The following is a 26,580-nucleotide window of genomic DNA, read 5'->3' as shown; positions in this document are numbered from 1 at the left end:
CGCACGACGCGCCGCACCGTCCGTGAGAAAACTGCGAGACGGCCGCAGTCACGTCATCTGCTGTGTCTGGATGACGTCCCAGATGTTCTCGGCGTCGTCGGTGATGCCGTACACCCGCCCTTTTCGACGCTGTTCCGGAACGAGGAGTTCCACGAGCGAGCGGTCTCTGAGTTCCTGCAGCGCCCGCGAGACGTGAGCGACCGCGCTCTCGGAGTCGGTGGCGATTTGCGTCGGCGTCGCCGGCCCCTCGGAGAGCCTATCGAGGACCGAGACCCGGTAGCGAGAGCTGATGACGAAGCCCACGTCGTCCCACGGCACGTCGTCGGTCTCACCGACGTGGCTCACGCAACGCCCACCTCGCTTGGGGAGACAGGTCGGTCGGCGTGACAGTCGGGGCGCGCTCTCGAGGAAGTACGACGGCGAGTAGAGAAGGCGGACCGGGGGAGGCGACGACCCGCATCGCTCGCGGCCGTCGTGGCGGTCGAAGACCGAGGAGCCGTCGACCACGACGGAGTCGAATCTGCCGAAAACAGACGAATTAACGGGAGATTAACCGCGATGGCGGCGGGTGCCCGGCGTGCCGGCCGCATCGGTTCGGTGCGCATTCGTTCGTTAGTACGAACTTAATTACATAAAGTCATCGTTTGAATTATATTCACGCGTTCGTGAGTATCTCGATTTTGTGGACGAACCGTTGACAGAAATCCGGGGAGGCGTCGTTAGCGACGGTTCGCCCGCGGCCCGAAGGCGGCCAGTGTCAGTCCGCGAGAGTCACGACGAGACTCATATTCGTCTCTCGCGTATCGTCCGGTATGTCACGGACGCGAACCCCCGGACGACTCGGCATCGCGATTGTCGTCGGTGTTCTTGCTGTCGGCGCTCTCCTCGCCGCGGTTCGGGCGCGAACCGACGGTACGGCCGCGCGACTGCTCGACGTACTCCAGCGAGAACACGCCGAAACGACCACGGGCGACACTGAGAACGGAGAGACGCTCGACGAGGCCGACCTCAGCGGCCTGCCCGCCCCAGTTCGCCGGTATCTCGAACGCGTGCTACCGGGCGAGCCCCGCCGGGTTCAGTCGGTCCGGCTCCGCCAGACGGGGGCGTTCAGACTCGGCGACGCGGACTCGCCGTGGAAGCCGATGACCGCGACCCAACACTACACGGTCGACCCGCCGGGGTTCGTCTGGGACGCCCGAATCGACCTCGCGCCGTTCCTTCCGATTCGAGTCGTGGACGCCTTCGTCGGCGGTGCGGGGTCGCTAGAGGCGAAGCTACTTTCGGTGGTCACCGTCGCGGACGCCCCGCCGTCGCCGGAGTTGGACGAGGGTGAACTCGCCCGCTACCTCGCCGAGATGGTCTGGTTCCCGACCGCGTTCCTCCCCGGCCACGGCGTCAGGTGGGAACCGAGAGACGACCGCTCGGCCCGCGCGACGCTCGAGTATCGCGGGTCGACCGCGACCGTCGTGTTCCACTTCGACGAGAACGACGAGGTAGTGCGCGTCACCGCGGACCGGTGGCGCGACACGGGGGACGGCGAGTACGAGCGGTGCCCGTGGACGGGATACTTCAGCGACTACCGCGAAGTGGACGGGATGCGCGTGCCCACGGCGGCCGAGGTGGCGTGGAACCTCCCGCCGGGCGACCTGCCGTACTGGCGGGCGACCATCGACGACGCGGAGTACGACCCGCTGCCGACGGCGACGCGGCGGTCGAATACCTCTCTGAGTCCGAATCCGGAATAGCTACGACGACCGACAGAAACCCACGACTAGATGACCGACTCCTCGTCTCCGCTTCGAATCCTCCTCACCAACGACGACGGCATCGACGCGCCCGGCATCGCCGCCATGCGCGAGGAACTCACCGCCGTCGGCGACGTGACCGTCGTCGCGCCCGCCGAGAATCAAAGCGGCGTCGGCCGCGCCCGCAACGAACACGCGGTCCGCCGCGACCACCCGTGGGGGTACGCCCTCGAAGGGACCCCCGCCGACTGCGTCGCCTACGGGCTCCGCGGCCTCGACGCCGACTTCGATATCGTCGTCTCCGGTATCAACGACGGTCCGAATGCGGGCAACTACGTGGTCGGCCGGTCGGGGACCGTCGGCGCGGGCGTCGAGGCCGCGTTCCTCGGGACGCCCGCCATCGCCGTCTCCAGCTACCACGCGCGGGATTTCTTCTGCCACCCGCCCGAGGAGTACGACTTCTCCCGCCCCGCCCGGGTCGCCCGTGCGCTGACCGAGCGCGTCTTCGGGACCGACGTGTTCGACGAGGTCGACCTCCTGAACGTCAACGCCCCCGCCGACGTGCCGAGTCCCCGGATGCGCGTGACCCGCCCCTTCGCGGACTACGACCAGCAGGTCGACCACCACGCCGACGCCGGCGCACTCCCGGACGGCGACCGCGAAGGTGGCCTCGACGACGACGAGGTCTACGTCCGGCTCCAAGACGTTTCGTGGCCCGACGCCGTCGGCTTCGAGAACCCATTCCCGCTCGGCGACGAACACCGCGACCGCTATCCGGTCGGGAGCGACCGCCGCGCGATGGTCGACGGCGAGGTGAGCGTCTCGCCCCTGGCGGTCCACCACGGCCACGCGACGGACCCGCGGCTGGCGAGTGTCGTCGAGAGCCTCTCCGAACAGGTAGAGTAACGCGGAGTTGCCGGCAGGGGGAAGACCGCGTTACGACCGCGCCAGCTGTCCGGTCTGCGAGAGGTAGGCCGCGAGGTCCGAGGTGGTAATCATCCCGATGACGCCCTCCTCGTCGTCGACGACGGGCATGTGGTGAAAGCCGTGTTCGGTCATCGACTCCGCGACGGTGACGATGGAGTCCTGCGCTCCCGCGGTAATCACGTCGGTGGTCATGTAGCGCTCGACGGTCGTCTGCGCTTTCGGCTGGCTCTTCGCGACGATGTCGACGAAGTCGGTCGTCGTCAGGATACCTTCGAGCCGGTTGTCCTCGTCGACGACGATGACCGAGCTGATGTTGTTGTCCAGTATCAACTGCGCCGCGTCTTCGACGAGCGTGTCTGGGGTGACCGTGTGGAGGGTCGTGGACATGAGCCTCGCGACGAATACATCTTCCATAGTAATTGCTGACAGACAGGCCGGTTAAATGTTGGCTTCGGGTACACTCCGGTCGGGAAAACCCACGGACGCGTCCGGGGCTCGCTCGTCGGAGCGCCGGCGTGGGTCGGCGGTCGTCGGCGAGCACCAGACCTCGGCCGCGACTGCCCCCGCCGCGGGGCTTAATTCCTCGGCGACGTAACCGGGCCTATGGGAAGCACACAGACTGCGACGTTCGGCGGCGGCTGTTTCTGGTGCGTCGAAGCCGCGTTCAAGGAACTCGACGGAATCAGCGAAGTCACGTCGGGTTACGCCGGCGGGAAGACGGAGAATCCGAGCTACGAGCAGGTCTGTTCGGGGAACACCGGCCACGCCGAGGTCGTGCAGGTGGAGTACGACCCCGTGGCCGTCGGCTACGACGAACTGCTCGAGGTGTTCTTTGCGGTCCACGACCCGACACAGCTCAACCGACAGGGCCCCGACGTGGGAACGCAATACCGCTCTATCGTCCTCTATCACGACGACGAACAGGAGCGACAGGCGTCGGCCTACGTCGAAGCCCTCGACGAGGAGTACGACGACAAGGTCGTCACGGAGTTGGCCCCGTTAGAGACGTTCTACGAGGCCGAGGAGTACCATCAGGACTACTTCGAAAAGAACCCCGACGACGCGTACTGCCAGTTCCACGCGAGCCCGAAAATCGAGAAGGTCCGCGAGAAGTTCGCCGACAAACTCGCCAACTGAGCCGAGACGGCGGACAACACCACTGTGTCCGCAGTATCTGCGGGCGAGAGGCGCTGAATATCGCTTTCTTCGGTTCAGTTTGAATCGCGCGACGGTCGGAACGAAGTTCGCACAGTCGACACCGGGCGGACTGCGAGGAAGGTGTAAACCGCGGTGACAGTGCAGACTGCGAGGAGAGCGTGAACTTCGAGCGCAGTGGAGACAGCGAAGAGAGTGCGAACTGGCGAAGCAGTCCAAACGGTTCGAACGGCGGGCGAATCTGAAGCCGTCTGGGAAGTTTGCACCGCTTGCGGGTCTCGAGCTGTGTACAATTTGTACAAATTGTGAAATTTGTATGAATTGTAGAGGTTGTAGAGTGTTGAGGTAGTCTACACCGCGAACGATTCGCACAGTGTGAAAGCTTCGCAGAACGCGAACGGCGTTCGGAAACCGAACGCCTCGGACGAAGCTGAAACGGTCCACAAACCGAGAGCGCGGGCGAATCACCGGATACCGGCAGGCGACAGTTTACAATTTTTAAAATTTGTAGACATTGTAGAAATTATAGAATGTAGAAGCAGTCCCAACGGTTCAAAAGTCGTGGATAAAATTATGTGGTACGCCGCGGAAGGTCCGTTCAAGTCCCTCAAATGTCCGCACAGTCCACAGTTCAGACGGAGTTTGCACCGCTCAAACAGCAGACACAGCGTAGACTGTGTACAATTTGTGAACATCGCGCTCCGCAGGAGGCTCGATAGATGTCGCGAGCCGTGAGCGTCTCTCTCCAGAAAGGCGGCGTCGGAAAGACGACGATTGCCATCAACCTCGCCGACGCGCTCGCCGCGCGGGGGAGCGACGTGCTCTTAGTCGACCTCGACCAGCAGGGGAACGCGACCGAGGGCGTCGGGATGAAAGACGCCTACGAGTCGTCGGAGCCGAACGTCGGCGACGTGCTGACCGACGACGAGCCCGTGGACGTGCGCGAAGTGATACGCGACCGCGAGGCCTTCGACGTGCTTCCCGCCCACGTCGACCTCGACGACATCGAAGACCGAGTCCGGAACTCGACGTTCGGCGTGCTCTGGGTCCGCCGCCGAATCGTCGACCCGCTGTTGGACGACGACTACGACTACATCGTCATCGACTCGCCGCCGAGCCTCGGCCCGCTGTCCGACGCGGCGCTCATCGGAACCGGGAACGTCGTCGTTCCGCTCCTCATGAGCGAGCCGAGCGTGAGCGGCTTCGAGCGGATGTTCGAACAGCAAATCGGGCCGATTCGCCGCGAGGTCGACCTCGACATCCTCGCTATCGTCCCCAACGACCTCACCGGAAACAACGAAGAAAAGCGCATCATCCGCGACCTCGAAGACTCCCCCTTCGAGCAGTTCATCCCGCCGTTCGCCCGCTCGGACCTGTTCGACGACCCCGACTCCAAGGGGCCGGGAATCAGACACCGAATCGCGTTCAGTCGCGCCTGGCGCGACGGGAAAACCCTCCGGGAGTACGACCCGTCGAACGACATGCTCGACCGACTCGACCAACTCGCGGAAATCGTCGAGCGCGGAGGGACCGACGATGCCTAAGGAAAACCGGTTCGCCGGCCTCGGCGAGGCGATGGAATCGGAATCGGAATCGGAACCAGACACAGAACTCGACGACGAGCAGACCCCGGACGAAGACGCCCCCGACGGGTCCGAGAAGTCAGCCCCCGAACCAGCGGTCGAAGCCGAGTCCGAGGGCGACCCTGCGCCCGACTCGAACCCCGAAACCGACTCGGAGTCAGATGAAGCGAGCGAGAGCGACGACGCGAGCGAAAGCAGCGAGGACCCCGAGAGCAGCGAACGCGACGAACCCGGAGAGCCGGTCGAGTCGACCGCGGAAAAAGACGGCGTGGAAAGCGCCGGCGAGACGGAGCAGGCGACGGAGACAGCGGGTGGTCCGGCGTTCGAGTTCGAGGCGACGACCGCGAAGAGCATCTACGTCCGGACTGCGACGCTCGATCGACTGGACGACGCCGAGTTCGAAGTCGAATCGTACCTCCGCCGAGAATACGACGTGCGCGACCTGACCGGCCGCGAGTTCCACGACGCTCTCGTCCGCGTCGCCGCCGAGTACCCCGAGAAAATCGCCGACGCCGTCCTCGAAACTCGCGAGGAGTGAGAAGCCGAAGAGTCGAACAAAACCGGCTCGAACGTCCGGAGAACAGCGGACAGTGTGGTGTTCGAGACCGACAGCCTGCCGCCCGGTTATCGAAACGCCCGATGACAATCGACAGCGGAGCGGAGAAAACGACGGCTGCGCACCGCGGCGTCCGCTGTTGTCGTAGACGCGGAGTGAACGTCGCGTTCGAACGTGGAAAGGCGCGACACCGAACACCGGTATGTCCGCTGTTGTACCGCCGGCGAGCCGCGGAGATGGCCGCTACCTGGTGAACAGCCGGTCGCGTAAGTTGGGAACACCACACTGTCCGCTGTTCGAATAAGCGGCGAAAATAGCCGATTTACTGCGGACATCGTGGTGTTCCGAGCAGTCGGAAACCGGTAACGAAAACGGCCGGCGAATCCGAACGAACGCATGCTTTTGAGGAACGAGTCGAAGTAGCAACCGCCTCCAAAACACGGCAGAGAGCCGTTCCGGCGGAGGTGGGTTCGAGACAAACACCATCATGTCCGCAGTAACTTCAGTCGGGTCACCTACTGCTGGATGAAATCGTCGAGCGTGCTCGTCTTCTCGCCGTCGAGGAAGGGTTCGACCGTCTCGTGGACGCCCACGAGTTCGATAGTGTCGCGCATGGCCGAGACGATGAGCCCGACGTCCATATCGAGGGCGTATTCGCGGTACGTCCCGCCGCGTCGACCCTCGTTTCGCTCGGTGACGGAGACGATTCCGAGCATCGCGAGCTCGCTGAGGTGGTCGCGCATCCGTCGCGGGACGAGCGGGTCGCGGTTGGCGAGTTCGGTAAAGCGGGTGTAGCGGGGGCGGACGTCGCGGGAGCGAATCGGCGTTTCGTCTTCCAGTTCGAGCGTCAGAAGCGAGTAGAGGACGAGGTGACCGTGTTCGGTCAGCCCGTTGATTCCCTCTTTGATGCGGCCGCGCTCGAGGGCGCGCCGACCGCGTTTCACGTGTTCTTCCTCGATGCGGTCGGTGTCGTCGTCGCGGGCCAAATCGCCGGCTTTCATCAACAGGTCGATCGACTGGCGGGCGTCGCCGGCGTCTTTCGCGCCGTAGGCGGCACAGAGCGGAATCACCTCGTCGGCGAGGACGCCCTCGCGGAACGCAACCTTGGCGCGCTGCTCGAGGATGGCGCGGAGGTTCTTCGCGTTGTACGCGGGGAAGTGAATCTCCTGTTCGCACAGGGAGCTTTTGACCTTCGGCGAGAGGTCGTCGCGGAACGAGAAGTCGTTGGAGATGCCGATGAGACCGACTTTGGCCGCGTCGAGGTTCCCGTTGGCCCGCGCTCGCGGGAGTTGATAGAGGATGCTGTCGTCGTTGACGTGGTCGATCTCGTCGAGAACGATGATTATCGTCCCGCCGCAGTCGTCGAGCTCCTGCCAGAGCATCTCGTAGACGGATCCGAGCGGGTAACCCGTCGTGCTAATCTGGTTCGACTCCGACCGGAACTCGTTGACGAGTCGGGTCGCGATCTGATACGAACTCGTGAGTCCGTCGCAGTTCAGGAAGACGACCCTGAGGTCGATGTCGTCGTAGTGACTCGCGTCCTCGCGGAGGTGCCCGAGTAAGTACCGCGACGCGGCGGTCTTGCCGACGCCGGTCTTCCCGTAGAGGAAGATATTGTTGGGCTGCTCGCCGTTGATAACCGGTTGCAGCGCAGCCTGGAAGGTACGGAGTTCCTCGTCGCGCCCCACGAGTTCCTCGGGTTGGTAATCCTCGCGGAGGGCGTCCCGGTCCCGATAGATCTCGGTGTCCCGCTCGAATAGGGGCATACTATCACGGTTCGACCACTTCGTTGATAAAACCACCGCGTCCGGAGTGTCCGCTGTTCTCGTGTTTTATATACTCGGGCGGGGACACACCCCCTCCACTTTGTCCGCTGTTCTGGGAAACGAAGGTAACCGGTGGAACAACTGGACGGAGCCGCGTGTTCTGATATAGAGAAAGATTTAATATACAATAGCTTAAACTAACTCCGTAATACAGACAATAATTATAGTTGTATGGGAGCTGTGTGAGGACGGCCACTTTCATTCGTATTCTAACGTTCCTGAACTAAGTTGGTTGATAGGGACCCGACAGTAGGGGACCGGCTCACGGCAATGGGGGGTACCGTCTCACACCGAGAACAGCGGACAAAGTGGTGTGAGTGTTCCCCGTTTTCGCACCGCCTCGTCCCTACGTTCACACGCACCGAGAACAGCGGACAAAGTGGTGTCCGTGTCAACCACTAACCGACGAACGGCAATCCAATTCCAATCAACCACTCTCAGGTAATACCCACGGAACGCGTACTGAAGCGATTACCACACAAACGCGTCGTTAGTTCTCACACGACGGGGTCGACCCGACTGCTTCGCTCGCCTGCTCACCCGAACACCCGTTCTCTCGACTCTCGTTCCTCGCTCCGCTTGACTCCTATGAACGCTCTGAGAGAGAACACGTGACCGAGAAGGACGTGGACAACCGCGGCGGTGATAGCGGTGATACTGTGGCGGTGACTCAGTCTACCGATACCTCGTCTACCGACGATATCTGTCCTCCGTGGCTCGGTGGAACCTCGCGACTCGGAGAAAGCGTCTTTGCAGGGGCCGAGACGACGAACAACTGCGGACATAGTGGTGTTACTGGGGAATCCTCGAACCCCCGCGACGTGTCCGAACGCTTCAGCGACGACTCGGCGATGACCGACCGCGACCGGTATCCCAAAATGAAGCCTCGAGCGAATCTATGTGGTGTGTAACCGCGAACCACTCCCTACTGACGGTCGGTCTGTCGAAAAACAGCGGACAACGTGGTGTTCGAAACCGCCGCCACCGCGGTTTCAACGTCATGACATTTGGTATCACGAGTATCCGATAAGTTATCCGTCTCCGGGTCCGAGCAAAAACGTGAGTGAAAATCAAGGGCGTCGAAACCTTCGAATGCCCAACGACAACGAGCTGTTCGCAGTCGTCACAGAGCACAACGGTGGCAATCACGTCCGAGTCCGCTGTGAAGACGGAAAGAACCGCATGGGCCGCATCCCCGGCCGCATGAAGTACCGCACGTGGATCAACGAGGGCGACGTCGTGCTCGTTGAACCGTGGGACTGGCAGGACGAGAAAGCCAACATCGAATGGCGATACACCGGCGAGGACGCGGACCAGCTCCGGCGCGAAGGTCACATCCAGTAATCATTTTCTCCGAAAGGAGAGTTTATCTCGCCTGACGAACCAGCCGTGGCTCTCCGATAGCCCCGCGTTTTCTCTCCAGCGATTCTCCGTTAGTACCGATGGAACAGAACAGCGGACATAGTGGTGTTGCTCTCGTCGCGCCCGGCAAAATAGAACGAAGGCGCGAGCGCGAACCGCCTGCCGGAGGTCCGCTCGTTTCGCCCCCGCCTCACTCGAACACGTCGACGAATCGCGGCGCCGAAAGTGTCTGAAGGTCCTCCGGCGTGAGTCGGAACACCGCCTCGGGCGTTCCCGCGGCGGCCCAAATCCGGTCGAACGACTCGAACGTCGGGTCCGCGAGGACGGGACAGTCGGTTGCGTGGCAGGTCGGCGGCACGCCGCCGATGCTCCAGCCGGTCGCCTCCTTCACCTCGCCGGGGTTGGCGCTTCGAACCGAGCCTTGTTCGACGCCGAACTCGGAGGCGAGCGTGGCTTCGTCGACGCGGTTCGCGCCGCTCGTGAGGACGACAACCGTCTCGTCGCCGACGCGCATCACGATGCTCTTGACGATTTGGGCGACGTCGCAGCCGACGGCCGCGGCCGCGTCGTCGGCCGTCTTGGTTCCCTCCGGAAACTCCTCGATAGTCACTTCGAACCCGTGAGAATCGTGTACTTGGTCGGCGAAATTGCGTGCCGTGGGATGCATACTCAGGGGTACCCCCTCGCCGGATATGAACGTTCGCTGACGAGGCAGATTCTGCGAGGGAGTCAACGACCGCACGCGAATCGCGTTCTCGACACCCCCGCGAGCTACGGAGCTACCACTCCCCGTCGAGTCCGTCGCGAAGCGCCGCCACGTCCGACTCGTCGTTGAAGTTGTGGAACGACGCGCGGACCGCGTTCGGCTCGGGGAGCGTCCGGACGACCACGCCCGCCGACTTGAGACGCTCGACCGTCCCCTCCGGGTCGGAGACTTCGAACGAGACGAGTCCCGATTCCGGGTCGTGAGGGCTCAACAGCCGTCCTTCTGGGACGTCCTCGATGAATCGGCTCGCGAGATTGCGAATGTGCGCTTCGGTCCGGTCGAGACCGATGCGCTCGGCGATGCCGATAGCCTCTCGGAGCGCGACGTGCGGGGCGGGGTTGGTGGTTCCGACCTCGAAGCGCTTGGCTCCCGGCGCGAAGTCGAGCCCGTCGGCGTTCGGCTCCGTGACGCCGCGGTAGCCGACGGCGTGTGGCTCGATTTCCTCCGCGATTTCGCGCCGGACGTAGAGGAACCCCGCGCCCCACGGCCCGAGCAGCCACTTGTGGCCCGCGCCGGCGACGATATCTGCTCCCCAGTCTTCCACGTCGACGGGATACTGGCCGAACGACTGGACCGCGTCGACGACCGACAGCGCGTCGGCGTCACGGGCGATGTCGGCGAGTTCGCGCACGCGGAGCCGCGTCCCGTAGTTCCACGTCAGGGCGCTGAAACAGACGAGTTTGGCGTCGCGGACGGCGTCGACGTACTGATCCATATCGAGCCGCCCCGCGTCGCTCTCGACGACGCGGACCTCCACGCCCTCGCGTTCGAGCCGCCGCCACGGGAGGATGCCCGCCGGGTGTTCGAGGTCGGTACGGACGACGACGTCGCCCGGTTCCCAGTCGAGTGCGGTGGCGATTCGGTTGATACCGTCGGTAGTGCTCTGGGTCAGCGCCACCTCCTCGGTCTCGGCACCGATAAACGCGGCCACGTCCTCGCGGACGGCCTCGTAGGCGTCGAACGCGGTCGGGTAGGGGCCGTCGTCGCCCGGCGAGTCGTACTCGTGGTATTCGAGGAACTCGGTTGCCCGCTCCACGATGGGGCGCGGGCTCGGGCCGTGCGCGCCGGTGTTGAGATACGTGACGTCGTCGAGGGCCGGAATCGTCGTTCGGAGTTCGTCGGGTGTCATAGTGCGTTATCGGGTGTCATCGCGAGGTATTCTCTCGTCGTCCGCGTCGCGAAGGAGTCGTGCCTGCTGGTGACACGCCCGTCGAATCAAACGTTCTGGTACCACTATCGAATTGCCGCAACAGCTCGTCGGGGAGTCGGGCGTACACCTCGGCGTTGCCGGCGAGCGCCCCGACCGTGGTGAACTCGTCGGCCGCGTGAGCCGTCTCGGTTCCCAGACCGAACTCGATGGTCGGGATGCCCGCGTTCCGCATCCGTTTCGCGTCGCCGCCGCCGGTCGCGCTCCGGCGGTACACGCGCCCGCCGGTGACGCCCTCGGCGACCGAGCCCACGGCGTTCGCCAGCGGGCCGTCGGGGTCCTCGAACGTCCCGACCGACCAGTCCGCGTCGACAATCTCGACACCGTCGTGACTGGCGACGATCTCCCGAACGCCGTCGAGTACCGTTTCCGTGTCGACGCCCGCGGTCACGCGAATATCGAGTCTCGCCCGCGCCGCGGCGGGGACGACGTTCACTCGGTCGCCGCCCGACAGGACGCCCAGATTGACCGACGGTCGTTCGAACAGTTCTCGCGCCGCGTCCGCGCCGAACCGCGGCGCGTAGTACTCCGCGGACTCCTCGACGAGCGCCCGGACCGCGGGGTCGAACTCGAACCGCCTGTCCCCGAGTACGGATTCGATGTCGCTTACTGCGCGGTAGAGGCGGTGAATCGCGTTCTCACCGAGCATCGGTCGGGAGCCGTGGGCGGCGGTCCCCGTCGCTTCGAGCTCCATCCAGATGCTCCCGCGGTCGGCGACGGTCACCGAGTGTCGGTCGCCTTCGCAGGTCGTCTCGCCGATGACGCAGGCGTCGGCCGAAAGCCCGCGCCGGTCCAGCAGCGTCGGCAACCCCGCCTCGCCGGCGACTTCCTCGTCGCTGACGAACGCGAACACGAGGTTCGTCGCCGGCACCACCTCGGTTTCGACGTACGCTCTCGCCACCGCGAGCATCGCGGCGACTGCGCCTTTCATGTCGGTCGCGCCGCGCCCGTAGAGCCGGTTTCCCTCCCGCTCGCCGAGCGGGTCGCGCGTCCACTCGTCAGCCTCGAACGGGACCGTATCGAGGTGCCCCAACAGGACGAGCGTCCGGTCTGTCGCACCCGGGAGCGTCGCCACGACGTTCGGCTTCGTCGGGTCCGAGGCGACGCGCTCGGTCTCGATACCGAGTTCGGAAAAGAACGATTCGACCCACGACGCGAGCTCCCGCGTGTCTCCCGGCGGATTTTGCGTGTCGTGGCCGACGAGCGTCGCCGCGAGGTCGACGATGTCCTCGCGGTGCTCGCGGAGGTAGACGACGGCGGGCGGGTCGTTGGGCATGGGGTCTCTGCCCGAGCGTACGCTCCGCGGACGGGTAAATTTGTGCTATAAATACAATACTATCGGTGCGAGGTGGATGTCTCTCCGTGGGATGGTTCCGAAAGAAATCGTTGTTCCGAATCAGAGGCGGTGGGGCTCGTCGCCGATTCTACCATCAGGCGTTGTAGGTCCACTTCTGCAGGGTTGCAGAGTTAGAGCCGGATTCAGAGGTCCAGACGACGCGGACGACATCACCGCTGGCAAACCCGTCCTCGCCAGAGTCCTTGACGACTACGGACTCACCCGCGCTGATGGTGTCAGAGCCGAGGGTGGACCACTTGTTTGCGTCAGCAGTAGCGGTGACGTTGACATCGCCAGCGATGGTGACTAAATCGCCGTCAATCTGTGACCCACTCTCGTGCGTGATGGTCAGTTCCGTCCCGTCGTAGTTGAAACTGAAACTCGCCTGCGGGGCGGTGTCGCCGACTTGGTCGCCCAGGCCGAGGACGAAGGTCCCGATGACGGCCGCGAGGATGACGGTAATCGCGACCATGAGGATGACGCCGATGACCGGCGAGACTGCACGGGACTCAGTAAACATTGTCTTGATTTGCATAGTTGTTTCTCCTAGGTGTGCCGGACGAGAGGCGACCGTTGAGAAAAATGTGAGTCAGTCCTCGAACGCTTGCCTGCTAACCTAACAGATTCCCTGACGTTCTCTGAGGATATAAACTAGTATTGAGAAGACGTTTCACGTATCATGCGTGATCCGTACCAGAATCGGAGATCGCTGTCGCTCTCGGGGTAACATCCGAAAAAATTGAGGTTCGTTGGCTGTGACGCTGCGGACCGTTCAGGCGTTGTAGGTGTACTTCTGCAGGGTCGCAGAGTTGGAGCCCGATTCGGAGGTCCAGACGAGGCGCACTTCGTCGCCGTTGTCAAGGGTCTCGGAGCCATCGAGTTCGATGACGATGGTTTCGCCGGCGTTCATGTTGTCGTCAGCACCGTCGTTCTTCGTCACGGTTGGTGCGGTCAGGTCCGACGGGACGACGACACTCAGGTCGTCGCTGGCGATGGCGTCACCGCTTTCGTGCGTGATAGTGATTTCCTGCGCACCGTCGTAGTCGAAGCTGAAGCTCGCCTGCGGGGCGGTGTCGCCGACCTGGTCGCCGAGACCGAGGACGAAGGTTCCGATGACGGCCGCGAGGATGACTGTAATCGCGACCATGAGGATGACGCCGATGACCGGCGAGACTGCGCGTGATTCGCTAAGGAATTTCTTGATATCCATTGTTCTACCCAGGACCGGCCTCAGACCCACCTCGTGCCCACCACACGGGACTTCGAGCGGCCACATGTTCCGGCTCCTGTTGGCCTTTCGTATGTTCCGGATATATTTAATTTCGCAGCGACTTACCGGTCTATTCGAGCGGTTAGGACGCTCCTAACGCCTGAATTCTGGATTTAAGCCGTTCAATCCCACCTGCATACCATCGGCGGGTACCTCCGGTGGTGAACCGCTGCTCTGACGCTCTCCCCCTCGGATTCGCTCCGCGACCGCACGGCGCGTCCGTCCGAACCGTGTCACACCCGAGTTTCTGCGGACACGGTGGTGTGGGTTCGGCCGGTCGTCGCCGCGGCGCGCGCGTTCGCACGCACCGGTGACGGTCGTGAGAACGCTGAAACGCAGAAAAAACTCGCTGAACGACCTACTGCGTGGCGTTCCAGAATCGCGGCGTCGACTCGAAGTCTATCTCAGCGTCGGAAGGCGCGCGCTCGTAGAGCGCGTCGTGGACGGCCTCGTAGGCCGCGCGCGGGCCCTCCTGTGCGAGTTTCGGGTGGTCGCGGGTGTCGAAGACGACGCGCCACGTCCCGTTCGTGAGATGAAGCCCGAGGATGTACTTCCCGCGGACGTTCACGACCAGTTGGTAGGCGTGCTGAACCGTCTCGCCGTCGCGTTCGAGGTTGTAACCGCGGACGGCGACGGCCTGCTGAATCGCCTCTTTCGTCTCGAGTTCGGCGACGAACGACTTGGGGACGGCCCGTCCGGGGAGCGATTCGACGAACGGTTCGCTCACGGCCGCACCACCTCGCATCGCGTGCCTGTCGGTTCCATCGTACCCTATCTGGGCGGCCCAGCGGGTATATGCGATACGGTCTCTGCTGGGCGACGGGGCCCCGACCCGCGTCGCGCCTCGCGAGCGCGCACGAGAAGCACTACCCAGTGGACCGAGACGGCGGCGCGGCGAACCCGGGTCGGTGTCGGCCGGTCGCCGTCTGCCGACCGTGGTTCGAACGAAGCGCCTTTGACGCTCTGCGCGCGCAGACGAACCGTGAACACCAACGCGCACCACGTCGGTATCACCGTTCGTGACCTCGATTCGACGCTCGAATTCTATCGCGATGCGCTCGACCTCCCGGTCGTCTCCCGCTTCGAAGTCGGCGGCGAGGAGTTCGCCACCGCCGTCTCCGTCGACGGCGCATCGGCGCGGTTCGCCCACCTCGACGGCGGCGACGTACGCATCGAACTCGTCGAGTACGACCCGGTCGGAGCCGACACCGACGAACCGACGCTCAACCGCCCCGGGGCGACCCACCTCGGCCTCTCGGTGGACGACGTCGACGCCGCGGTGGCGGAACTCCCGTCCGACGCCGAGACGCTCAGCGAACCGCAGACGACCGAAAGCGGCACGCGAATCGCGTTCGTCCGCGACCCCGAGGGAAACCTCGTCGAACTTCTCGAAACCTGAATCGGACGCTCGACCCGACGGGCGTCACCTCTCGGCTAGTCGGGCTTGTGGTATCTGATCAATCGCGGGGTGCGCGGTCACTCCTCGCTCGGGAACCACGTTCGCGGTCGCTCCGCTCCGACCGGCAGTTTCAGCGTCACGGCCGTCCCCCCGAGGGGAGACGGTTCTAACTCCATGCTTCCGCCCGCCTTCTTGACGACCCAGTGGACCAGCCACAGCCCCATCCCGGTCCCGTGTTCGAGCGGCGTCTCCTCGCCGCGCTTGATGACTCGCCACTCCTCGTCGGGGATGCCGGGCCCGTCGTCGGCGACCCGGACGACGAGCTTCGAGTCGTCGTCTTCCGTTTGGTACACGTCGATGTGGACCGTCTCGCCGCCGTGTTTGAGCGCGTTCGCGATCAACTCGTCGAGCGCCGCGCCGACGCGGCTGTCGACCCGTGCGAAGAGCTCCGTTTCGATGTCCGTTCGTATCGTCGCCTCGGGATACGTCGATTCGGCTCGCGACACGGCGGACTCGACGAGCGCCGAGACGCGCCGCGGCGTCGCCTCGGATTCGAGGGCGTCCGAGACGGTCTGGGCCTTCTCCGAGAGCGCCACGAGTTCGCTCGCCGCTTCGACGATGGTCTCGGCGGCGTCGGTGAGGTCCTCGTCGGTGACGCCGGCCGCGTTCCGGCGAATCAGCTCCGCGTAGCCCTCGATGACGTTCATCCGGTTTCGGAGGTTGTGCCGGAACATCCGGTTGAGGACGCCGAGCCGTTGTCTGGTCAGCTCCGACTCGGTGATGTCCGACTGGATGGCGACGTAGCCGTGGATGTCGTCGTCGCTCGCGATGGGTGCGATAGTCTGTATCGCGGTGTAGAGCTCACCGCTCTTCCGACGGTCGATAATCCGCTCCCGCCACGTCTCGCCGGACTGGATGGTCCGCCACAGCCGGTCGTAGTACGCGTCCGGCATCTCGCCCGAACTGAGAATCGACGCGGGCTCGCCGACCGCCTCCGCGGCGTCGTAGCCGGTCGTCTCCTCGAACGCCGGGTTGACGTACGTAATCTCCCCGTCGGGCGTAGTGAGGTAAATCGCGTGCCCCGCCCGTTCGACGGCCTGCTCGAACTCGCGGAGGCGTCGCTCCCGTCGCCGTTGGTCGGTCACGTCGACGAAGACGCCGACGATTTCGACGGGCTCGTCGTCGGCGTCGCGGACGACCGCCGTCGAGAGCCGAAACCCCCGGAGGTCGCCGTTCGAGCGCCGTCGCTCGACCGAAACGTCCGACAGGCCGTCTTCGTCGATGGTCCGCCGGATAATCTCCTCGCTGTTTTCGCTGTTCTCGCCCGCGCTGTAGGGGAGCGGCTCGCCGAGCACCTCGTCGCGCTCCCAGCCGAACGCCTCCGTGGCGGCGTCGTTCCACCTCGTTACGCGCCCCTCGGGCGTGACCGCGATAATCGGAACCGGGGACGCGGCGACCACGGTTCGAAGCTGGTCCAGCGACGAACGAATCGACGCCTGTTGGCGCTCGATTCGCCGGTCTTTCCGGGAGGCGAGCGCCCAGACGAACGCGGTTGAGACGGCGACGAAAACCAACCCCTTGACGAGTTCGGCTTCGGGGGCCGGGGGCGCACCCAGCGTGGCCGACAGGAGTAACTCGCCGCCGAGGATGCCTGCGGTCCCGAAGCCGAGGTACGCCAGCGCCATCGTGCGGGCGTCGAGACCGTCGAACGGCGAGTCGTTCATCGTCCGAACGGAGCGCGAGCGGAGATATAAACGTGGTGCGGGAAACCGGCAGTTGATAACGACGGCACCACCCCTCGAAACCCGACGCGGAAGCGCAACCGACATTGGCACCGGGCCGCTAGCTGCGGTAACTCGACCGCTTCGCGGAGACGCGCGGCGGTCTCTCACCATGAGCCGACGAGACGCTATCGAGACACCATGAAACGACGCGACGCCATCAAGACGCTCGGAATCGGTGCTATCGCCGCCACCGCGGGGTGTCTCGGCGGGTTCGAACGGCAGTCGGCGTGGCGCGACCCGCCGCTCGTCGAGGACCGTCCGGCCGCGGTCTACCTGCCCGCCATCACCGAGGGGATGAAGATGTACGGGAAGACGACGGCCGGTCCCTACGGCGTCGCGCTCACCTACTCGTACCCCCACCGCTTCTGGACCGCCGCCGGTTCGGAACTCGGGAAGACCGTCGTCGAGGCCGACGACTCGATTCACCTCATGGCGTCGCTGTGGGACGCTGAGACGGGGACCGTCCTCCCGCTGGACGCCGGCGTCTCCATCGAAATTCTCCGCGACGGCGACCTCGTGAGCGAGGAGGTCGCCTACCCGATGCTCTCCCAGCAGATGGGGATGCACTACGGCTCGAACTACGTTCTCGACGGCGAGGGCGACTACGAGGCCCGCGTGCACATCGGCGGCACCTCGCTTTCCCGAACCGGCTCGTTCGTCGGGCGGTTCGACGCGGCCGAGACGGCGACGTTCGAGTTCGCCTTCGAGACGGACGACCTCTACGACGTGGAACTGCGTCGGCTCGGCGACGATGCCGGGTCGCGCGGCGCGGTCTCCGCGATGGAGATGATGGGTGTCCCGACCGGGAAAGCGCCCGCCGTCGACGACCTCCCCGGTCGCCACCTCGGCCGACGGACGAGCGCCGACGCCCTGTTCGACGCCCTCGTCGTCGACGACGGTTCCCGGTTCGGCGTCGACGGCTCGTACCTCTACGTCTCGGCGCGGACCCCGTACAACGAGTTCGTCCTGCCGATGATGGGCGTCAGAGCCACGCTCGAACGCGGCGGAACCGCGGTGCTCGATGGGGCGCGACTCGACCGGACGCTCGACCCCGACCTCAGTTATCACTACGGCGTGGGGGTCGACGGCGTCGAATCCGGCGACTCGCTGACGCTCTCGGTGGACGTGCCACCACAGGTTGCGCGCCACGACGGCTACGAGACGGCGTTCATGGAGTTCGAATCGATGCGGTTCGACGTCTGAGGCGTCGCCCCGCCGCTGTCGCGCGTCTCGCTGCTCGCACTCGCGGCCCGCCGCCGGCCCCGGCCCGTTCGATGTCAACGGCGCGAACACCCGCGATAGAAACGTTCAGAAGCCACCCTCCCCGAACTTCGAGTGACTATCGGATGACCACGGACACCGACGCGACGCGCGACCGCCACACCTGCACAGCGTGCGGCGAGGCGTATCCGACCGAGCGACTGCTGGTCCTCCACCGGGGCGCGAGACACCCCGACGACCTCGACGCCGGGGAGGTCGAGGCGTACCGCGAGGCGTACTACGAGGAGGAAGACGAACTCAAGTCGTTCCGCATCCGCGCGCTCGGCGTCCTCGTCCTGCTGTACTTCGGCTTCCTCATGCTGTTTATCGTCTTCGCATCATGACCCGACTCCGACCCCTCTCCCTCAGACGATTCGGTCTCGGTCTCCTACTGGCGAGCCTCCTGTCGCTTCTCGCCGACCCGGCGGCCGCGAGCAACGCCGCGGTCGGCCTCGCGGGCGCGTCGGAGGACAACCTCGCGGTCCCGCAGTGGCTCTATCTCGCCACCGGCGGCGCGACCGTCGGGGCCTCCGCACTCCTCGCCAGTTTCGTCACCGACCGCCGGTTCATCGAGCGCGTCCACCTGTGGCAGACCGGGTCCGAAGCGGGTATCTCAGACAGCGTCCTGCGCGCCCTGCGGGTCACGGGTGGCGTCCTCGGCCTCGCGCTCCTCGCACTCGTGGTCTATCTCGGCTATACCGGCCCGCAGGTCCCGACCGTCAGCTTCGCCGTTATCGTCGTCTTCGCGGGACTCCGCGCCGGATACACGATGTTCTCGTACCTCGTAGCCGACACGTGGCGCGCGCTGAACCCGTGGCGAACCGTCGTCTCGGCGGTTCCGAACGGTTTCGTCTCGTATCCCGAGCGACTCGGTCGCTGGCCGGCGGTGGCTGGGATTCTCGCGCTCGTCTGGGTCGAGACCGCGACCGACGTCACGACCCGGCCGTCGGTTCTCGCGACCGCGCTCGTCGCCTACTCGGTCGTCACGCTCGCCGGTGCGGTCGCCGTCGGCGCGGACACGTGGTTCGACAAGGTCGACCCCGTCTCCGCCTTCCTGCACTTCTACGGCCGCGTCGCACCGGTTCGGCTCGACGACGACGGCCTCTCGTTCCGCCTCCCGGGGATGCGACTCGTCACCGACGACGACCTGACGGACCTCGGCGACGTGGCCGTCGCGGTCGTCCTCGTCTGGGAACTCACCTTCAGCGGCTTCGTCACGACCGAGCAGGGCGCGGCGGCCATCCGGTCGCTCGCGGGCGTCGGGCTTCCGCCGCTTCTCGTCTACGGACTGCTCTACCTCGGCGGCTTCGCGGTCTTCCTCGGCCTGTACGTCCTCGCGGCGCGGGTGACCGCCCGCCGCATCGACACCTTCGAGACGCCGCTCGACCTCGCGGTCAAATTCGCGCCCTCGCTGCTCGCGATCGCCGCCGGCTATCACCTCGCGCACTACGTCGGCTTCTTCGTCTCGCTGTCGCCGATGCTGGTGGGGGCGTTGTCGTCGCCGCTGTCGTCGCCGGCGAACCCGGTCGTCCTCACGCTCCCCGCGTGGTTCGGCGGGTTGAACGTCGCGTTCGTCCTCGTCGGCCACCTGCTCGCGGTGTGGGTGGCGCACTCGCAGGCCTACCGGACGTTTCCCAGCCGACTGCAGGCCGTCCGGAGCCAGTTCCCCTTCGTCGCCGTGATGATTCTCTACACGGTTCTCAGCCTGTGGCTCATCTCGCTGCCGACGGCGAGCCCGCCGTTCCTCTAATTATTAACTCAGTTCGATTGAGTTGTGAAATTGCAACAGTAACACCCCGATTACTAACAGGTGAATTATTAAACTGTCCCTGACTACTGCCGAGTATGAGCGAACACGACGGACGCAAGCCCGCCCCCGACGACGAGGCGGACGCGTCCACTAACCCGCCAGATGACGACGGATGCGGGTGCGACGACGCCTGCGGGGTCGAGGGTGCGTCGGAGTCGGGGGCGGCCGGCGAGACCGGGGGCGACGACTCCGCCGGTGGGCCCGCCGATTCGACCCGCGCGGAGTTCTCCGTGCCGGATATGGACTGCGCCTCCTGTGCGAACAAGGTCGAGTCCAGCGTCCGGAAACTCGACGGCGTCGGCGACATCGACCCGCGGGCGACGACCGGCCGACTCGTCGTCGAGTACGACGCCGACCGGACCACGCCCGACGACATCCGGGGCAACATCGAGGGCGCGGGCTACGCCGTCGAAGACGGCCCCTCGACCCGCGAGGTCTCGTTCACCGTTCCGGACATGGACTGCGCCTCCTGCGCCGGAAAGGTCGAAAACGCGCTCAACGGTGCGCCGGGCGTGCTGTCGTACGAGACGCGCCCGACGACCGGAACCGCTGTCGTCACGCTCGCGGCCGACGCGGACCTCGATTCGGTCGTCTCGGCCATCGAAGCCGCCGGCTACGAGGTCACCGGAACCGACGCCGACGAGGCGGACACCGACGCCGACGCTGACGCCGGCGGGGACCGCGAGAGCGTCTGGCGCAGCACGCGCGCGGTGAAAACGTGGATAAGCGGCGGCTTCCTCGCGGCGGGCATCGCCGCGGAGTACCTACTCGGGCTAGAACTCGTCGTCGCGAGCGTCCTCGGCGTCTCGTTCACGGTCGTCGAACTGCTCTACATTCTCGGGGCGGCGCTCGGTGGACAGGCCATTCTCCGCAACGGCTACTACTCGGCGAAGAACCGCAGTCTCGACATCGACTTCCTGATGTCGGCGGCGATTCTCAGCGCCGTGACCGCGAGTCTCATCTCCGGGCCGACGAGCCTCTACTTCGAGGCCGCGACGCTCGCGTTCCTCTTCAGCGTCTCCGAACTGCTCGAACGCTACTCGATGGACCGCACGCGCGACTCCCTCCGAGAGCTGATGGACCTCTCGCCCGACGAGGCGACGGTCCTCCGCGACGGCGTGGAGACGGTCGTTCCTGTCGAAGAACTCGACATCGGCGACGTGGTCGCCGTCAAGCCCGGCGAAAAGATTCCCGTCGACGGGACGGTCGTCGCGGGCGACAGCGCGGTCAACCAGGCCCCCATCACCGGCGAGTCCGTCCCGGTCGACAAGGCCGAGGGCGACGAGGTGTTCGCGGGCACCGTCAACGAGGCGGGCTACCTCGAAGTCCGCGTCGAGTCCGCCGCGGGCGACGACACCCTCTCGCGCATCGTCTCGATGGTCGAGGACGCACAGGCCAACAAGACCGAACGCGAGCAGTTCGTGGAGCGCTTCTCGTCGTACTACACTCCCGTCATGGTCGTCGTCGCGGTCGCGGTCGCGGCGATACCGCCCCTCGCGTTCGGCCTCGACTGGGTGACGTGGTTCGTCTACGGCATCACGATGCTCGTGCTCGCCTGCCCCTGCGCGTTCGTCATCTCGACGCCCGTCTCGGTCGTCTCGGGCATCACGTCGGCCGCGAAAAACGGCGTGCTCATCAAGGGCGGCACGCACCTCGAAGCGATGGGTTCGATCGAGGCCATCGCCGTGGACAAGACGGGCACGCTCACGAAGGGCGAACTCACCGTCACCGACGTGGTCCCGCTCAACGGGAACTCCGAAGAGGACGTGCTTCGGTGCGCGCGCGGCCTCGAATCCCGGAGCGAACACCCTATCGGCGAGGCCATCGTCTCCCACGCCGAGGGCACGGGCGTCGCCGCCCGCGAGGTCGACGACTTCGAGAGCGTCACCGGCAAGGGCGTCCGCGCCGACCTCGACGGCGTCCCGCACTTCGCCGGTAAGCCCGGCTTCTTCGAGGAGCTCGGCTTCGACCTCGAACACGTCCACGTCACCGGCCCCGGCGAGGAGCTTTCGGCGGAGGTCCGACAGCTCTGTGACCGCCACGGCTGTCTCAACCTCGTCGAGGACACGATTCCGCGACTCCAGTCCGAGGGCAAGACGGTCGTCCTCGTCGGGACCGAAGACGACCTCGAAGGCGTCGTCGCCGTCGCCGACGAGGTCCGCCCGGACGCCCGCGAGACGGTCGCGAAACTCCGCGAGGCCGGCCTCTCGGTCGTCATGCTCACCGGCGACAACGAGGGGACCGCCCGCGCCATCGCCGAGCAGGTCGGCGTCGACGACTTCCGCGCGGGTCTCCTCCCGGAGGACAAGGTCGCCGCCGTCGAGGGCCTCCTCGACGAGTACGGCTCGGTCGCCATGGTCGGCGACGGCATCAACGACGCCCCGGCGCTCGCCACGGCCACCGTCGGCGTCGCCATGGGCGCGGCCGGCACCGACACCGCCCTCGAAACGGCCGACATCGCCCTCATGGCCGACGACCTCTCCAAGCTCCCGTACCTCTACGAACTCTCCCACCGCGCGAACGGCGTCATCCGGCAGAACATCTGGGCGTCGCTCGCCATCAAGGCCGTCCTCGCGGTCGGCGTGCCCTTCGGCTACGTCTCGGTCGCGCTCGCGGTCCTCGCGGGCGACGCCGGGATGACCATGGGCGTGACGGGCAACGCGATGCGACTCGCCCGGATTCGACCGGACGACTGAGGTTCACGGGACTCGTCGCCCCTCACTTCCCGATCTTCGCTCTCTCGCGGCCCGATTCGCGTATCCGTGTTACTTAGCAGCGTGACATCATCAACGCGTCCGCAATTCTTGCCGCATGAGAACCGGCTGGCTCGGTTTTACCGACGCCGCGCGTCAGAGACTGGCATGGAAGACGACGAGCGGACGCCACGCCGAGACGCGACCGACCGACCGACGCGGAGTCGGGATACCCGCGACACCGGCCGCACACGGAGACGGTTCATCTGGCTCACCGGGACCGCCGCGATGGCCGGATTGGCCGGCTGTTCCGGCGGCGGTGGCGGCGCGACCGAGACGACGACGGCGACAGCGACCACGACGCAGTCGTCGGGGTCGACCGGGGGCGTTCCCGAGGCGTACGCGACCGCCACGTCCCTCGACGGCACCCAGCGCAACCCCGACAGCCTCTCGTCGCAGGAGGCCGTCTCGTACCAAGACGAGCCGAAAGACGGCAAGCAGTGTTCGACCTGCCGGTACTACATCGAGGACAAAAACGGGGACGGCGTGGGCGCGTGCGCCATCGTCGCGGGCGAAGTCGATCCCGAGGGGTACTGCGTCTCTTACGTCGAATACGAGGGATAACGCTCCGAACCGCAGTCGCGGTCAGGAGTCGTCACCCGTCGGCCCGACGGCGCTCTGAATCCGACAGCGGATGGACTCTTCGACCCCGTCGCGCTCGACCGGGATCACCCACTTCTCGCCGCAGCCGAGGACGGTCACCATCTCGCCGTCCTGTCGGTGTTTCACCGAGACGAACACCTCGCCGCGCTCGGGGTCGTAGTCAACGAGTTCGACGAGCACGTCCTCGCCGGCGATGAGGAGGTTCTTCGCGCCGTCCAACTCGGTGACGTAGGACTCGGTGTTCCCGGTCGGGTCGGTGACGAACAGTTCGACGACCGGCACGTCCTCCCCGTCGGGGTAGCTCGCGTCGACTTCGAGCGCCCCGTCTTCGAGCCGGATGCCGTGTATCTCGACGAGCGACGCCGCGACGCCGAAGGTGTCAGCGACCTGCTGACGGAGGTCCCCCAACGGGATTCGAACCGACTCTCGAATCGTTCCCATGCACGCCCCTACGAACGGGGGGTGTATGAGCGTGTCCGCTAGTCGTCGCCCCAGAGGGCGTCCGCGAGGCGGGACCCCGACGGGACGGCCTCGCGGAAGGGGACCGAGTCGAACGCGAGCGGCCCGTTGAGCGAGAGAAAGCCGAGTTCGCCCTCGGGCGCGCGGTCGAGGTTGGTCAGGAAGGCCACCTTTCGGACCGCCTCGACGCCCTCGACGGTCGCGTCGGGGTCGACCGACTCGTACAGGGCGGCGTGTTCCCGGACGTGCTCGACGCAGCGTCTCGTCGGCGCGAACAGCAACAGCGCGTGGACGCCCGGCCCCTCGCGGCCGAGTTTCGTCCGGATGGCGTGCTCGTCGTCCTTGTAGAAGTAGCGCTCCATGCGGCGGTACTGGCGGAGCACCTCGTTCGCGCCGGTGGCGTGGCGGACGGCGGCGTCGGCCTTGAGTTCGATGAGGTAATCGACCGGTTCGGGCGTCCGCACCCTGACGTACACGTCGGCGACGCCGCGGTTCCCGTAGTGGTCGTACGGCTCTTCGAGGTGAATCTCCACGTCGTCGAAGGCCGCCCGGAAGTGCTCGACCACCCGCGTCGCCAACTCGTCCTCGCGCATCTATCGGTCGAGACGAGGCGGCCGTCGGGGAAATGTCCCGCGGTTCGGCCGGCGGCGACCCGGCGCATCAGAAGGCACATACCGCTGGCGTTCGGTTGGGAAACCGACACATGTCCCTGCCGACCCGCAGACAGGTCCTCCAGGCTGGCGGCGCGTCCCTTGTCGCCGCGCTCGCCGGGTGTTCCGGCGAGGGGTCCAGTTCCAGTTTAGACGAGCCACACGGCCCCTCCCCGGACGCGCTCGTCACCGACTACGACGCCCTGACAGTTCGCAACGACGCCGAGACCGCCATCTTCCGGGACGCCGCCCGGGAAGACGAGGACACGGGGTCGTCGTATCTCGACGATTTCCTCGTCGCCACCGACGAGGAGCGCGAGAACGTCGCGGTCGCAGCCGAACCCGACGGCATCGACGAGGCCCGAGCGTTCATCGACGAGACGGACCTCGACGAGCAGACGCTCGTCATCACCCAGCACCGGACGGACGCCTGCCACCGGGTGAAACTGCTGTACGTCACGAACCCGCCGGACAGCGTCGTCCACCTCGACTTCTGTCACCCGCTCCGCGCCGCCTCGGTCGAGTGCTCCGTGGACGACCGCCACGTCGTCGCCTCGCTGATTCGACTTCCGTACTCGACGGACGAGTCGAGTTGGGGACACGGCGGCGGAAGCAGTTGTCGCCTCCCGCCGTCGCTCCGAACCGAGACGGAGGACGCCTGAGATGCCCCGGACGCGACGCGACGTGCTCGCCTCGCTCGCCGGGGTCGGCGTCGCCGGGCTCGCGGGGTGTACCGCGCTCGACGCGGGCGAATCCGAATCGGACGACCCGGCCCTCGACGCTGCGGGGCTCCGGCAGGTCAGGCAACTCGGGTCGCCGGCGTTCCCGGCCCGCGTTCCGGCCCCGATTGCCGATTCGTTCCTCGAACAGGGCCGCGCTCGCGCCCGCGAACTCCTCGATTCCTGTCCCGAGACGATGTCCCCGGAAGAGGTCCCGAACGAGGCGGTCCGGGACATCTACGCCGAGGCGTACGCGGACGCCGCCGAGGACCTCGCCCCCGCAGACGCCGACGAATCGCCCTTCGAGGCGCTTCGGGGACTGCGCTACGCTCGCGGGGCAGCGGCGATGGCGAAGGGGACCTACGACGCCGCCGTCGGCGACCTCACCGAATCGGACGTGCGTGACGAGGCTGAGGCGGTCCGCGCCGACATCGAGTCGTTCAGGCTCGGTACGCGGTATCTCGGCGACGAACCGGACCGGGCGCTCGTGGTGTACGAGGCCGTCGAGAACCTCGTCGCGGCCGCGGTCCGGTATCTCGACAACGCCGACGAGTACGGCCGCTACACCGACAGCGCCCCGCAGGTCGGCGAACTGCTCGACGCGGTCGAGTCCGCGCGGGCGTCGCTCGGCGGCGCGCGCCACGTCCGCGACCGCTATCTCGCGACGATTGCCGACCCGCTGGACTTCACCGACGCGTTCGAGTCGACCGCGTCCTCGCTCGTCGAGGTCGTCGCGGACCGCTTGGCCGAGTATCCCGAGGAGGGAGAGCTCGAGGCCGTCGTCGAGGCCGAAGGGTTCGACCCCGAGGAACTCGAATCCACGCCGGCCAAAGACCTGCTGATGGAGACCTTCATCGATTTCGGTTCGAACGTCCACACCGTCCCCGAAGCCCTCCGAAGCGGGCGATTCGCCACCGCGCTCGTGGGTGCACACACCGCCGAGACGCACCGCCGGGCGTTCGAGGACGCCGTCACGGCGGTCAAGCGAGGCCGGTACGAGTCGGTCGAGTCCGCGGCCGCGGTCAGAGACGCGAAACTCGGTGCGCTCGAAGCCCTCGAAGCCGCTCGGTCGGACGGGTCGAACCCGCACCTGACGCGGCGCGCGTTGGTCGATGTCGCCCACATGGTCGGCCGCGGCGACGACTACTTCCGCGACGACTACTATTCGGACGACGACCCCCGAGCGGCGCGAAACGCGCTCGCGCAGTACGCGACCACCGAGTTCGCCGCGCGCGAGACGCCTGATGTGAGCGCGTGGGTGCTCGGAACGCTCGCGGCCGAGCGCGGCGGCGTCCACCGCTGACGGGCCGTCTTCTTCGTTTTGGGCGCGTCCCCGCGAACTGTTTGGACGGTATGCTACGGTCCGACTGCCGCGTCTCTGCATCGACTCTCGGAAACTCTCGAGACGAC

The 26,580-nt window shown here is 65.9% G+C and carries 26 protein-coding genes; 14 read left to right on the top strand and 12 right to left on the bottom strand.

Annotated elements, in window-relative coordinates; translation table 11 throughout:
• Window positions 1-48 precede the first annotated feature (48 nt).
• Window positions 49-345 carry a winged helix-turn-helix domain-containing protein gene (locus C457_RS09675; RefSeq protein ID WP_049905314.1) on the bottom strand — a complete coding sequence of 99 codons (297 nt, stop codon included), beginning with the start codon at window positions 343-345 and terminating at the stop codon, window positions 49-51.
• 467 nt (window positions 346-812) lie between these two features.
• Between C457_RS09675 and C457_RS09670 the strand changes: the two genes are divergently transcribed.
• Window positions 813-1,745 (top strand): DUF6544 family protein, encoded by a 933-nt coding sequence (locus tag C457_RS09670; protein WP_008094114.1) that lies wholly within the window; start codon window positions 813-815, stop codon window positions 1,743-1,745.
• A gap of 30 nt (window positions 1,746-1,775) precedes the next feature.
• Window positions 1,776-2,651, top strand: coding sequence for a 5'/3'-nucleotidase SurE (gene surE / locus C457_RS09665; protein ID WP_008094112.1), 876 nt, complete (start codon window positions 1,776-1,778; stop codon window positions 2,649-2,651).
• A 30-nt stretch (window positions 2,652-2,681) separates the two neighbouring features.
• On the opposite strand, the gene C457_RS09660 is transcribed toward surE, so the two are convergent.
• Complete coding sequence (locus tag C457_RS09660) at window positions 2,682-3,086, bottom strand: CBS domain-containing protein (RefSeq protein WP_042665409.1); 405 nt, start codon at window positions 3,084-3,086, stop codon at window positions 2,682-2,684.
• Between the two features lie 189 nt (window positions 3,087-3,275).
• On the opposite strand from C457_RS09660, the gene msrA reads away from it, so the two are divergent.
• From msrA to C457_RS09645, 3 genes are all read left to right on the top strand, one after another.
• Window positions 3,276-3,809 (top strand): peptide-methionine (S)-S-oxide reductase MsrA, encoded by a 534-nt coding sequence (msrA, locus tag C457_RS09655; RefSeq protein WP_008094107.1) that lies wholly within the window; start codon window positions 3,276-3,278, stop codon window positions 3,807-3,809.
• 737 nt (window positions 3,810-4,546) lie between these two features.
• Window positions 4,547-5,371 carry a ParA family protein gene (locus C457_RS09650; protein ID WP_008094106.1) on the top strand — a complete coding sequence of 275 codons (825 nt, stop codon included), beginning with the start codon at window positions 4,547-4,549 and terminating at the stop codon, window positions 5,369-5,371.
• Entirely contained in the window at window positions 5,364-5,948 is a 585-nt protein-coding gene (locus C457_RS09645; protein ID WP_008094105.1) for a hypothetical protein, read from the top strand. Before C457_RS09650 ends, C457_RS09645 begins: the two co-directional genes overlap by 8 nt.
• 533 nt (window positions 5,949-6,481) lie before the next feature.
• Here the strand turns inward: C457_RS09645 and C457_RS09640 are convergent.
• Window positions 6,482-7,732: an orc1/cdc6 family replication initiation protein gene (locus C457_RS09640; RefSeq protein WP_004978076.1), complete on the bottom strand. Its 1,251-nt coding sequence runs from the start codon at window positions 7,730-7,732 to the stop codon at window positions 6,482-6,484.
• Between the two features lie 1,119 nt (window positions 7,733-8,851).
• Here C457_RS09640 and eif1A point away from each other — a divergent pair.
• Window positions 8,852-9,136 (top strand): translation initiation factor eIF-1A, encoded by a 285-nt coding sequence (gene eif1A / locus C457_RS09635; protein ID WP_081909257.1) that lies wholly within the window; start codon window positions 8,852-8,854, stop codon window positions 9,134-9,136.
• A gap of 208 nt (window positions 9,137-9,344) precedes the next feature.
• On the opposite strand, the gene C457_RS09630 is transcribed toward eif1A, so the two are convergent.
• From C457_RS09630 to C457_RS09605, 6 genes are all read right to left on the bottom strand, one after another.
• On the bottom strand, window positions 9,345-9,821 hold the full coding sequence (locus C457_RS09630; RefSeq protein ID WP_049913476.1) for a YbaK/EbsC family protein: 477 nt from the start codon (window positions 9,819-9,821) through the stop codon (window positions 9,345-9,347).
• 112 nt (window positions 9,822-9,933) lie between these two features.
• Complete coding sequence (locus tag C457_RS09625; RefSeq protein ID WP_008094101.1) at window positions 9,934-11,049, bottom strand: aminotransferase class V-fold PLP-dependent enzyme; 1,116 nt, start codon at window positions 11,047-11,049, stop codon at window positions 9,934-9,936.
• Between the two features lie 16 nt (window positions 11,050-11,065).
• The gene (locus C457_RS09620) at window positions 11,066-12,403 is read right to left on the bottom strand and encodes a M20 family metallopeptidase (protein ID WP_008094099.1); all 1,338 of its coding nucleotides are present in this window, start codon (window positions 12,401-12,403) and stop codon (window positions 11,066-11,068) included.
• Between the two features lie 154 nt (window positions 12,404-12,557).
• Entirely contained in the window at window positions 12,558-12,998 is a 441-nt protein-coding gene (locus C457_RS09615) for a type IV pilin (protein ID WP_008094096.1), read from the bottom strand.
• Window positions 12,999-13,235: 237 nt separating this feature from the next.
• Window positions 13,236-13,673 carry a type IV pilin gene (locus C457_RS09610; RefSeq protein WP_008094095.1) on the bottom strand — a complete coding sequence of 146 codons (438 nt, stop codon included), beginning with the start codon at window positions 13,671-13,673 and terminating at the stop codon, window positions 13,236-13,238.
• Window positions 13,674-14,091: 418 nt separating this feature from the next.
• Window positions 14,092-14,460: a hypothetical protein gene (locus C457_RS09605; protein WP_049913490.1), complete on the bottom strand. Its 369-nt coding sequence runs from the start codon at window positions 14,458-14,460 to the stop codon at window positions 14,092-14,094.
• A gap of 255 nt (window positions 14,461-14,715) precedes the next feature.
• On the opposite strand from C457_RS09605, the gene C457_RS09600 reads away from it, so the two are divergent.
• The gene (locus C457_RS09600) at window positions 14,716-15,132 is read left to right on the top strand and encodes a VOC family protein (protein WP_008094091.1); all 417 of its coding nucleotides are present in this window, start codon (window positions 14,716-14,718) and stop codon (window positions 15,130-15,132) included.
• A gap of 77 nt (window positions 15,133-15,209) precedes the next feature.
• On the opposite strand, the gene C457_RS09595 is transcribed toward C457_RS09600, so the two are convergent.
• Entirely contained in the window at window positions 15,210-16,856 is a 1,647-nt protein-coding gene (locus tag C457_RS09595; RefSeq protein ID WP_008094090.1) for a PAS domain-containing protein, read from the bottom strand.
• A gap of 198 nt (window positions 16,857-17,054) precedes the next feature.
• Between C457_RS09595 and C457_RS09590 the strand changes: the two genes are divergently transcribed.
• From C457_RS09590 to C457_RS09570, 5 genes are all read left to right on the top strand, one after another.
• Window positions 17,055-18,119, top strand: a complete 1,065-nt coding sequence (locus C457_RS09590; protein WP_008094088.1) for a DUF7350 domain-containing protein — start codon at window positions 17,055-17,057, stop codon at window positions 18,117-18,119.
• Window positions 18,120-18,262: 143 nt separating this feature from the next.
• Entirely contained in the window at window positions 18,263-18,520 is a 258-nt protein-coding gene (locus tag C457_RS09585) for a hypothetical protein (RefSeq protein ID WP_008094085.1), read from the top strand.
• On the top strand, window positions 18,517-19,926 hold the full coding sequence (locus C457_RS09580) for a hypothetical protein (RefSeq protein ID WP_008094084.1): 1,410 nt from the start codon (window positions 18,517-18,519) through the stop codon (window positions 19,924-19,926). The genes C457_RS09585 and C457_RS09580 overlap by 4 nt, the downstream gene beginning before the upstream one ends.
• Before the next feature lie 95 nt (window positions 19,927-20,021).
• On the top strand, window positions 20,022-22,682 hold the full coding sequence (locus C457_RS09575; protein WP_008094082.1) for a heavy metal translocating P-type ATPase: 2,661 nt from the start codon (window positions 20,022-20,024) through the stop codon (window positions 22,680-22,682).
• A gap of 165 nt (window positions 22,683-22,847) precedes the next feature.
• Window positions 22,848-23,303, top strand: coding sequence for a high-potential iron-sulfur protein (locus C457_RS09570; protein WP_008094081.1), 456 nt, complete (start codon window positions 22,848-22,850; stop codon window positions 23,301-23,303).
• Between the two features lie 21 nt (window positions 23,304-23,324).
• On the opposite strand, the gene C457_RS09565 is transcribed toward C457_RS09570, so the two are convergent.
• Window positions 23,325-23,783 carry a hypothetical protein gene (locus C457_RS09565; RefSeq protein WP_008094080.1) on the bottom strand — a complete coding sequence of 153 codons (459 nt, stop codon included), beginning with the start codon at window positions 23,781-23,783 and terminating at the stop codon, window positions 23,325-23,327.
• Between the two features lie 38 nt (window positions 23,784-23,821).
• Window positions 23,822-24,394, bottom strand: a complete 573-nt coding sequence (locus tag C457_RS09560) for a hypothetical protein (protein WP_008094079.1) — start codon at window positions 24,392-24,394, stop codon at window positions 23,822-23,824.
• A 110-nt stretch (window positions 24,395-24,504) separates the two neighbouring features.
• On the opposite strand from C457_RS09560, the gene C457_RS09555 reads away from it, so the two are divergent.
• Both C457_RS09555 and C457_RS09550 read left to right on the top strand, forming a co-directional pair.
• The gene (locus C457_RS09555) at window positions 24,505-25,113 is read left to right on the top strand and encodes a hypothetical protein (protein WP_008094078.1); all 609 of its coding nucleotides are present in this window, start codon (window positions 24,505-24,507) and stop codon (window positions 25,111-25,113) included.
• Between the two features lies 1 nt (window position 25,114).
• Window positions 25,115-26,473 (top strand): hypothetical protein, encoded by a 1,359-nt coding sequence (locus C457_RS09550; RefSeq protein WP_008094077.1) that lies wholly within the window; start codon window positions 25,115-25,117, stop codon window positions 26,471-26,473.
• Window positions 26,474-26,580 lie beyond the last annotated feature (107 nt).

Origin of the sequence: Haloferax prahovense DSM 18310, from assembly GCF_000336815.1 — an archaeon.
GTDB lineage: Archaea > Halobacteriota > Halobacteria > Halobacteriales > Haloferacaceae > Haloferax > Haloferax prahovense.
This window is presented reverse-complemented; position numbering and strand designations above follow the sequence as displayed.

Coding starts and splice junctions, on each gene's coding strand:
- C457_RS09670 (WP_008094114.1), top strand. CDS start 813: ATGTCACGGACGCGAACCCCCGGACGACTCGGCATCGCGATTGTCGTC.
- surE (WP_008094112.1), top strand. CDS start 1,776: ATGACCGACTCCTCGTCTCCGCTTCGAATCCTCCTCACCAACGACGAC.
- C457_RS09660 (WP_042665409.1), bottom strand. CDS start 3,086: ATGGAAGATGTATTCGTCGCGAGGCTCATGTCCACGACCCTCCACACG.
- msrA (WP_008094107.1), top strand. CDS start 3,276: ATGGGAAGCACACAGACTGCGACGTTCGGCGGCGGCTGTTTCTGGTGC.
- C457_RS09650 (WP_008094106.1), top strand. CDS start 4,547: ATGTCGCGAGCCGTGAGCGTCTCTCTCCAGAAAGGCGGCGTCGGAAAG.
- C457_RS09645 (WP_008094105.1), top strand. CDS start 5,364: ATGCCTAAGGAAAACCGGTTCGCCGGCCTCGGCGAGGCGATGGAATCG.
- C457_RS09640 (WP_004978076.1), bottom strand. CDS start 7,732: ATGCCCCTATTCGAGCGGGACACCGAGATCTATCGGGACCGGGACGCC.
- C457_RS09630 (WP_049913476.1), bottom strand. CDS start 9,821: ATGCATCCCACGGCACGCAATTTCGCCGACCAAGTACACGATTCTCAC.
- C457_RS09625 (WP_008094101.1), bottom strand. CDS start 11,049: ATGACACCCGACGAACTCCGAACGACGATTCCGGCCCTCGACGACGTC.
- C457_RS09620 (WP_008094099.1), bottom strand. CDS start 12,403: ATGCCCAACGACCCGCCCGCCGTCGTCTACCTCCGCGAGCACCGCGAG.
- C457_RS09615 (WP_008094096.1), bottom strand. CDS start 12,998: ATGCAAATCAAGACAATGTTTACTGAGTCCCGTGCAGTCTCGCCGGTC.
- C457_RS09610 (WP_008094095.1), bottom strand. CDS start 13,673: ATGGATATCAAGAAATTCCTTAGCGAATCACGCGCAGTCTCGCCGGTC.
- C457_RS09595 (WP_008094090.1), bottom strand. CDS start 16,856: ATGAACGACTCGCCGTTCGACGGTCTCGACGCCCGCACGATGGCGCTG.
- C457_RS09590 (WP_008094088.1), top strand. CDS start 17,055: ATGAAACGACGCGACGCCATCAAGACGCTCGGAATCGGTGCTATCGCC.
- C457_RS09585 (WP_008094085.1), top strand. CDS start 18,263: ATGACCACGGACACCGACGCGACGCGCGACCGCCACACCTGCACAGCG.
- C457_RS09580 (WP_008094084.1), top strand. CDS start 18,517: ATGACCCGACTCCGACCCCTCTCCCTCAGACGATTCGGTCTCGGTCTC.
- C457_RS09575 (WP_008094082.1), top strand. CDS start 20,022: ATGAGCGAACACGACGGACGCAAGCCCGCCCCCGACGACGAGGCGGAC.
- C457_RS09570 (WP_008094081.1), top strand. CDS start 22,848: ATGGAAGACGACGAGCGGACGCCACGCCGAGACGCGACCGACCGACCG.
- C457_RS09565 (WP_008094080.1), bottom strand. CDS start 23,783: ATGGGAACGATTCGAGAGTCGGTTCGAATCCCGTTGGGGGACCTCCGT.
- C457_RS09560 (WP_008094079.1), bottom strand. CDS start 24,394: ATGCGCGAGGACGAGTTGGCGACGCGGGTGGTCGAGCACTTCCGGGCG.
- C457_RS09555 (WP_008094078.1), top strand. CDS start 24,505: ATGTCCCTGCCGACCCGCAGACAGGTCCTCCAGGCTGGCGGCGCGTCC.
- C457_RS09550 (WP_008094077.1), top strand. CDS start 25,115: ATGCCCCGGACGCGACGCGACGTGCTCGCCTCGCTCGCCGGGGTCGGC.